The organism is Streptomyces sp. McG3 (assembly GCF_018619185.1).
Classification (GTDB): domain Bacteria; phylum Actinomycetota; class Actinomycetes; order Streptomycetales; family Streptomycetaceae; genus Streptomyces.
On the sequence record NZ_JAAXYC010000403.1, the window covers coordinates 1 to 5,938 of the forward strand.

6 protein-coding genes are annotated in these 5,938 nt (G+C 73.4%); 3 read left to right on the plus strand and 3 right to left on the minus strand.

Annotated elements, in window-relative coordinates; translation table 11 throughout:
• The 3 genes from HET64_RS35420 to HET64_RS35430 all read left to right on the plus strand — a co-directional run.
• Window positions 1-1,145 (plus strand): VWA domain-containing protein (locus HET64_RS35420; protein WP_215111350.1); only part of this gene is annotated, 1,145 nt, incomplete at its 5' end.
• Window positions 1,142-2,968 (plus strand): hypothetical protein, encoded by a 1,827-nt coding sequence (locus HET64_RS35425; RefSeq protein WP_215111351.1) that lies wholly within the window; start codon window positions 1,142-1,144, stop codon window positions 2,966-2,968. The genes HET64_RS35420 and HET64_RS35425, both read left to right, overlap by 4 nt.
• Window positions 2,969-3,039: 71 nt before the next feature.
• Complete coding sequence (locus tag HET64_RS35430; protein ID WP_215111352.1) at window positions 3,040-3,351, plus strand: NIPSNAP family protein; 312 nt, start codon at window positions 3,040-3,042, stop codon at window positions 3,349-3,351.
• An 85-nt stretch (window positions 3,352-3,436) separates the two neighbouring features.
• Here HET64_RS35430 and HET64_RS35435 read toward each other — a convergent pair whose 3' ends face one another.
• From HET64_RS35435 to HET64_RS35445, 3 genes are all read right to left on the minus strand, one after another.
• The gene (locus tag HET64_RS35435; RefSeq protein WP_215111353.1) at window positions 3,437-4,264 is read right to left on the minus strand and encodes an aldo/keto reductase; all 828 of its coding nucleotides are present in this window, start codon (window positions 4,262-4,264) and stop codon (window positions 3,437-3,439) included.
• An 81-nt stretch (window positions 4,265-4,345) separates the two neighbouring features.
• Entirely contained in the window at window positions 4,346-4,681 is a 336-nt protein-coding gene (locus HET64_RS35440) for a ferredoxin (protein ID WP_215111354.1), read from the minus strand.
• Window positions 4,682-4,688: 7 nt separating this feature from the next.
• A complete protein-coding gene (locus HET64_RS35445; protein WP_215111355.1) occupies window positions 4,689-5,891 on the minus strand; it encodes a cytochrome P450 in 1,203 nt (400 codons plus the stop codon).
• Window positions 5,892-5,938 lie beyond the last annotated feature (47 nt).

A 5,938-nucleotide genomic window follows, 5' to 3' on the forward strand; every position in this document is an offset into this window, starting at 1 on the left:
CGCGTTCCACCGAGGCCGCCCCCGCGCGGACCCTCGCCCCCGCCGACCGCTGGCGGCTCGTGCTCGGCCGGCGCACCGATCAACTGCCGTCCGGCGCCGCCCGCCTGGCGACCGCTCTGGACGAGCTGTACGGCGCGGGGCACGGCGAGGGGTCCCGTGGCGGCCTGCCCGGTCACGGCGCCTCCGGACCGCGCGGCGGCCGGGAACCGTCGTTCCCCGGCGTCCGTGAGTGGTCCGAGGAACTGGCCGCGCTGTTCGGACCCGGCGTCCGCGAGGAGGTCCTCGCCGCCGCGGCCGTGACAGGACGACAGGACGTCCTCGCCGAACTCGACCCGGCGGCCGCCACCCCCTCCGTGGAACTGCTCCGGTCGATCCTGCGGTACGCCGGCGGGCTCCCCGAAGCCCGCCTCGCGGCACTCCGGCCCCTGGTCCGCCACCTGGTCGACGAACTGACCCGGCAGCTCGCCACCCGGCTGCGCCCCGCCCTCACCGGCACGATGGCGGCCCGGCCCACCCGCCGCCCTGGCGGCAGACTGGACCTGCCGCGCACGCTGCGGGCCAACCTGGCAACCGCCCGCCGCACGGCCGACGGAACGGTCCAGGTGATCCCGGAGAAGCCCGTGTTCCGCAGCCGTGCCCGCCGGTCGGCCGACTGGCGCCTGATCCTGGTGACCGACGTCTCCGGATCCATGGAGTCGTCCACGATCTGGTCCGCGCTGACCGCCTCGGTGCTCGCCGGGGTGCCGACCCTGAGCACCCACTTCCTGGCCTTCTCCACGGAGGTCGTCGATCTCACCGGCCATGTGCACGATCCCCTCTCTCTCCTGCTGGAGGTGAGCGTGGGCGGGGGCACGCACATCGCCGCCGGGCTGCGGCACGCCCGCGGTCTGATCGAGGTGCCCAGCCGCACCCTCGTCGTCGTCATCAGCGACTTCGAGGAGGGCGCGCCCCTCGCCGGACTGCTGGCCGAGGTGCGGGCCCTGGTGACCACCGGCTGTCACGTCCTGGGGTGCGCGAGCCTCGACGACGCCGGCCGACCGCGTTACTCGACGGGCGTCGCCGGGCAGCTCGTGGCCGCCGGCATGCCCGTGGCCGCCCTCAGCCCACTCGAACTGGCCCGCTGGATAGGGGAGAAGACCGCATGAACGACGACCGGTTGCCACCCGTCGCACCGGAGGTCACGGCCACGCTCGTGGAGGACCTCTCGCCCCGGCTGCGCAAGCGGCTGGACGCGGCGGTCACGAAGATCGGCGCCCGCCCGAAGCGCCGCGACGGGGACACCGTGACGATCGAGGTCGACGACGAGACCGAGTTGCGCCTGCACGCCCCGGGCGGCCTGGTGGCGACGACGGACGCCATCACCTGCGGCTGCCTCCTCGCCCCGGCCTGCGTCCACCGCGCGGCCGCCGCCTGCGCCGCCCCCGCGGCGGACCTGCCGCCGGAGCTCGTCGACCGGCCCACCGCCAAGGCCCCCGAACCCGGCTCGGCAGCGGACCCGGCCCCCGCACCCGGCCCCGTGACGGACCAGGCCCCCGCTCCCGACCTCACCTCCCCGCCCGAGGTGGCGAGCCCGGCCCAGCGCGCCGCCGCCGACGCTCTGTGGTCGGCGGGCGCCGCCGTGCTGGAAGCCGGCGTCGACGGGGCCGGCGCCGTCACCCAGTCGGCCCTTCTCCGCGCCGCGCACACCGCCCGGCTCCGGCAGCTGCCCCGTGCCGCGGCCGCCGCGCTGTCCGTCGTCACACTGCTGCGCGCGGCCCGCGCGGGTGACCCGTCCTACCGCACCGCCGACCTCGTCACGGCCCTGGCCGAACTCCTCGGCACTGCGCACCGGGTGGGGACGACGTCCGGGGCGGAGCTGGCCGCCGTCCGGGGCCGCGCCCGCCGCCCGTACAGTCCGGACGGCTCGCTGCGCCTGTACGGCCTGTTCACCGAACCCGTGGTCACCGACTCGGGGCACGGCGGCGTCCGCACCTGGGTCGCCGCAGCCGACGGCCGCCTCTTCACGGTCGGCGACGTGGCGCCCGGCGGAGTCGGACGCGCCCTGGGCGTGGCCGACCGGGCCGTGCGCCTGGGGGACAGCGCGCTCACCCACCGGGAGCTGGGCCGGGCCGGCCTGGCGGTCTCCGGGGCGACGGCGTCGCCGGACGGCAGACTGGGGGCCGGGAAGGGCGTCAAGGCCGTAACCGCCCGGGGTGCGGTATGGACGGAACCGCCGCTCGCGGCCCTGTGGGAGACGCCGCCGTCCGAACAGGCCGCCCGTGCCCTGCGGTCCACCGCCCGCTACGCGGACCCGGAGGGCGGCGGCAGCGACCTGCTCTTCCTGGACGTCGAACTCCTCGGCGCGGTACGGGAGTCGGGCGGCTCCTGCCTGCTCGCGCGGTGCGAGGGAGGCGTTCTCGTCCGGCTCGCCGTCGCCGACGACGACCCCGCGCTGGCCCATCGCGACAACGTGATGCTGCTGGCCGCGGCACCGGGGACGCGGCTGCGGATCATCGGCCGCCTGGTGCCCGCCCCCTACCCCCGGCTCACCCTTCTCGCCTGCTCGCACCCCTCCGGCGAGTCCACGATCGACCTCGGCTTCGACCGCCTGCGCCGCGCCGACCTCCCGGACCCGAACGCCCCCGTGCACCCCGCCCCGCACCGGCCCGGAGGCTCCGGCGCGCACGCGCCGCTGTACCTCCTGGAGCGCCGGGTGGAACAGACGGTCCCGGCGGGCCGTGCGGCCCTCGGCCTCCTCGGCGACGTCACCGCCGAGGCCCGCCGGATCCGCCGCGCCGGTCTCCCCACGGCCGCCGGACTCCTCACCGCCCTGTGCGCGTCGGCGGCCCGACGCGACCGCGATCTGTTCGGCCGCCTGCTCCCCGCCGACACCGACGGCTTCGCCTCCCACTGGCTGGCGGCCGCCCGTTACACGGCCGCCGTGGCGGAGTCCCTGTGCTCGGCGGCCTGGGAACCGGTGCAGGAGTGAGCTGCCCTGGCGTCGCTCGCTCCGACGTCCCTGCTCACGAGCTCCGAACCGGCACACGGCATCATGCAGGCATGATCACCATTCACCTGAAGTACGAGATCGACGCGGACAAGCTCGAGGACTTCGAGGAGTACGGCCGCCGCTGGGTCCGCCTCGTCAACCGTTTCGGCGGAACGCACCACGGCTACTTCCTGCCGAGTGAGGGCGACAGCGACATCGCCTACGCCCTCTTCTCCTTTCCCGGCCTGGCCGCGTACGAGCAGTACCGCACGGACAGCCTGTCCGACCCGGAGTGCCAGGAGGCGTTTGCGCTGGCCCGTGACGCCCGCTGCATCAAGCGGTACGAACGCCGCTTCCTCCGGCCGCTCGACGGCCAGGCCTAGCGTCCGTCAGAAAGGATCTTCGGCGGGGTGCTGACCAGGCCGGCCGTGGTGCGGTCCTGCGGGGGATGGGGCGCGGTCCCCCGTGTCAGCCTCGTCGGTTGAAAGTGTCTGGATCGGGGCCGATCCGGGCACCGTAGTCGAGGGCACTGATCGCACGCATGTGGTCGTGGCCGAGCCGGAAGTCGAAGACGTCGAGGTTCTCCAGGATCCTCGGAGGGCTGATGGAGCGGGGGGTCACGACGTGGCCGAGCTGGAGGTGCCAGCGGATGATGACCTGGGCGGGTGTTTTCTCCTTCTCCCTTGCGATGCGTACCACTGCCGGCTCGTCGAGGAGCGTGCCCCCTTGTGCCAGAGGACTCCACGCTCCGGTGGTGATGGACCGCCGGAAGCCGTACTCCCGCATGGGGCGTTGCTGGAAGTAGGGGTGCAGCTCGATCTGGTTGAGGGCCGGCACGATGCCGGTCCGGGTCAAGAGGTGTCCCAGGGTCGCGGCGGTGAAGTTGGAGACGCCGATGGCCCGGGCGCGCCCATCGAGGTGGAGCCGTTCCAGTGCCCGGTACGACTCGACGTACAGATGCTGCTCCGGCACCGGCCAGTGGATCAGGTAGAGGTCGACATAGTCCGTGCCCAGTCGCCGAAGGCCGGCGTCGAAAGCCCGCAGTGCGGCGTCGTAGCCCTGGTCGGCGTTCCAGAGTTTGGTGGTCAGGAAGATCTCCTGCCTGGGCACCCCGGAATCGCGGAGCGCGCGGCCCACGCCCGCTTCGTTGTTGTACACCTTGGCGGTGTCGAAGTGCCGGTAGCCGGCTTTGAGGGCATGGGAGACCGCTAGGTAGGCCTGTGCGTCCGTCAGTGGCCAGAGCCCGAGGCCGAGCTGCGGAATGGGGACTCCGTTGTTGAGGGTCAGACTCCGCATACCCGGCCTCCGGGTACGGCTACCCCGATCCGCCGACGGACCGGGCAGCTGCCGATGGCCACGACGATGCTCGCCGGCGCTTCAGCAGGGAACATCGGACCCTGCCCCGGAGACTGAAGGCGGGGACGTCAGGTCTCGTCGGGAACCGTGTGGCGGCGGGGGGTGTGCGGATGGGCCCGAGGCGAGGAAGCCGATCGCCTCGACCGGACAGAGGGCGGCCGCGTCCGCTGCGGATTCGTCCGGCACGGGCGCGCCGGGCCGGGCGCGCGAGCGATGGTTCTCGGCCGGCTCGAAGTATCCCGGGGCGGTGGCGAGGCAGATGCCGGAGCCGATGCAGCGGGCCGGGTCGACGAAGACGCGGGAAGCCGCTTCCGGAACCTCTCCGTGATCGGTGCGGGCTTCTCTGTCCACGGGCATCCCCGGCTCACCAGGTCACGGGCAGGGTACGGGGCGCTCTGGTCTTGAGTCCGGTCTTCCACTCCGGCGGCGCGGCGGCGCGGAGCCCCGGGAATCTGCGCAGGAGGCCGGAGAGCGCCTCCTGGAGCTGGACGCGTGCGATCTGGGCGCCGACGCAGTGGTGGACACCGTGTCCGAACCCCAGGTGCGGATTGTGGCTGCGGGCGAGGTCCAGGATGTCCGGGGCGTCGAAGACGCTCTCGTCGTGATTGGCCGATGAGTTGACTGCCATCACGGCCTCGCCCCGGGCGATCCGGATGCCTCCGATCCGGACTTCCTCGGTGGCGACGCGGAGGTTGGCCTGGACGTTGGTCTGGGCGTACCGCAGCAGCTCCTCGACGGCACCGCCGACCATCGCCGGTTCGCGGAGCAGTTGTTCGTACCGCTCGGGGTCGTCCAACAGGAGGTGGACCGAGCCGGCGAGTCGGTCAGCGGTGGTGCCGTAGCCTCCGGCGAGCAGGACGAGTGCGAAGGAGACCAGCTCGTCCTGGGTGAGCCGGTCGCCCTCGTCCCGGGCCGCGATCAGCATGCTCAGAACGTCGTCGCCCGCTTGCCGGCGCTTGGCCTCGACCAGCGCGGTCAGATATCCGGTCATTTCTCCGACGGCCGCGGTGACCTCGCTGTCGGTGGTGGCGGTGAGGTTGCGCAGGGCGTCGCACCAGGCGTCGAGCCGGTCGCCGTCCGTTCGCGGAACTCCCAGCAGATCGCAGATGACGGCCAGGGGCAGGGGCCGGGCGAGCAGCCGTACGAGGTCGGCCGGTCGGTCGTGTGCGGCGAGCCCGTCGAGCAACCCGTCCACCAGCCGGGCCACGTCGGGCCGCATGGCTTCGGCTCGCCGGGCGGTGAAGGCCGGTGCGACCAGTTTGCGGAGTCTGCTGTGTTCCGGTGGATCCGCCGCCAGGATCGAGTCCGGCAGGGTCGTGACGCGTGCCATGCGGGGGCCCGCGCCCCGGGTGGCACGCGAACGGCTGAAACGCGGGTCGGCCAGTACGGAACGTACGTCCTTGTAGCGGGTGACCAGCCACGCCGGGTCGCCGCTGGGCAGAACGATCCGCGCACAGGGCGCTTCCCGCCGCAGGGCCGCCAGCTCCGGGAGAGGTCCCAGTCCGTCGTGGTGCGGAAAGGGGAAGGCGGCGCTGGGTATCGGGGCACCGTTGTCTTCGTCTGTCACTGCTGCTCCGGAAGGTTCTCGAGGGGCGCGGGCGTCGGGGGCACGGC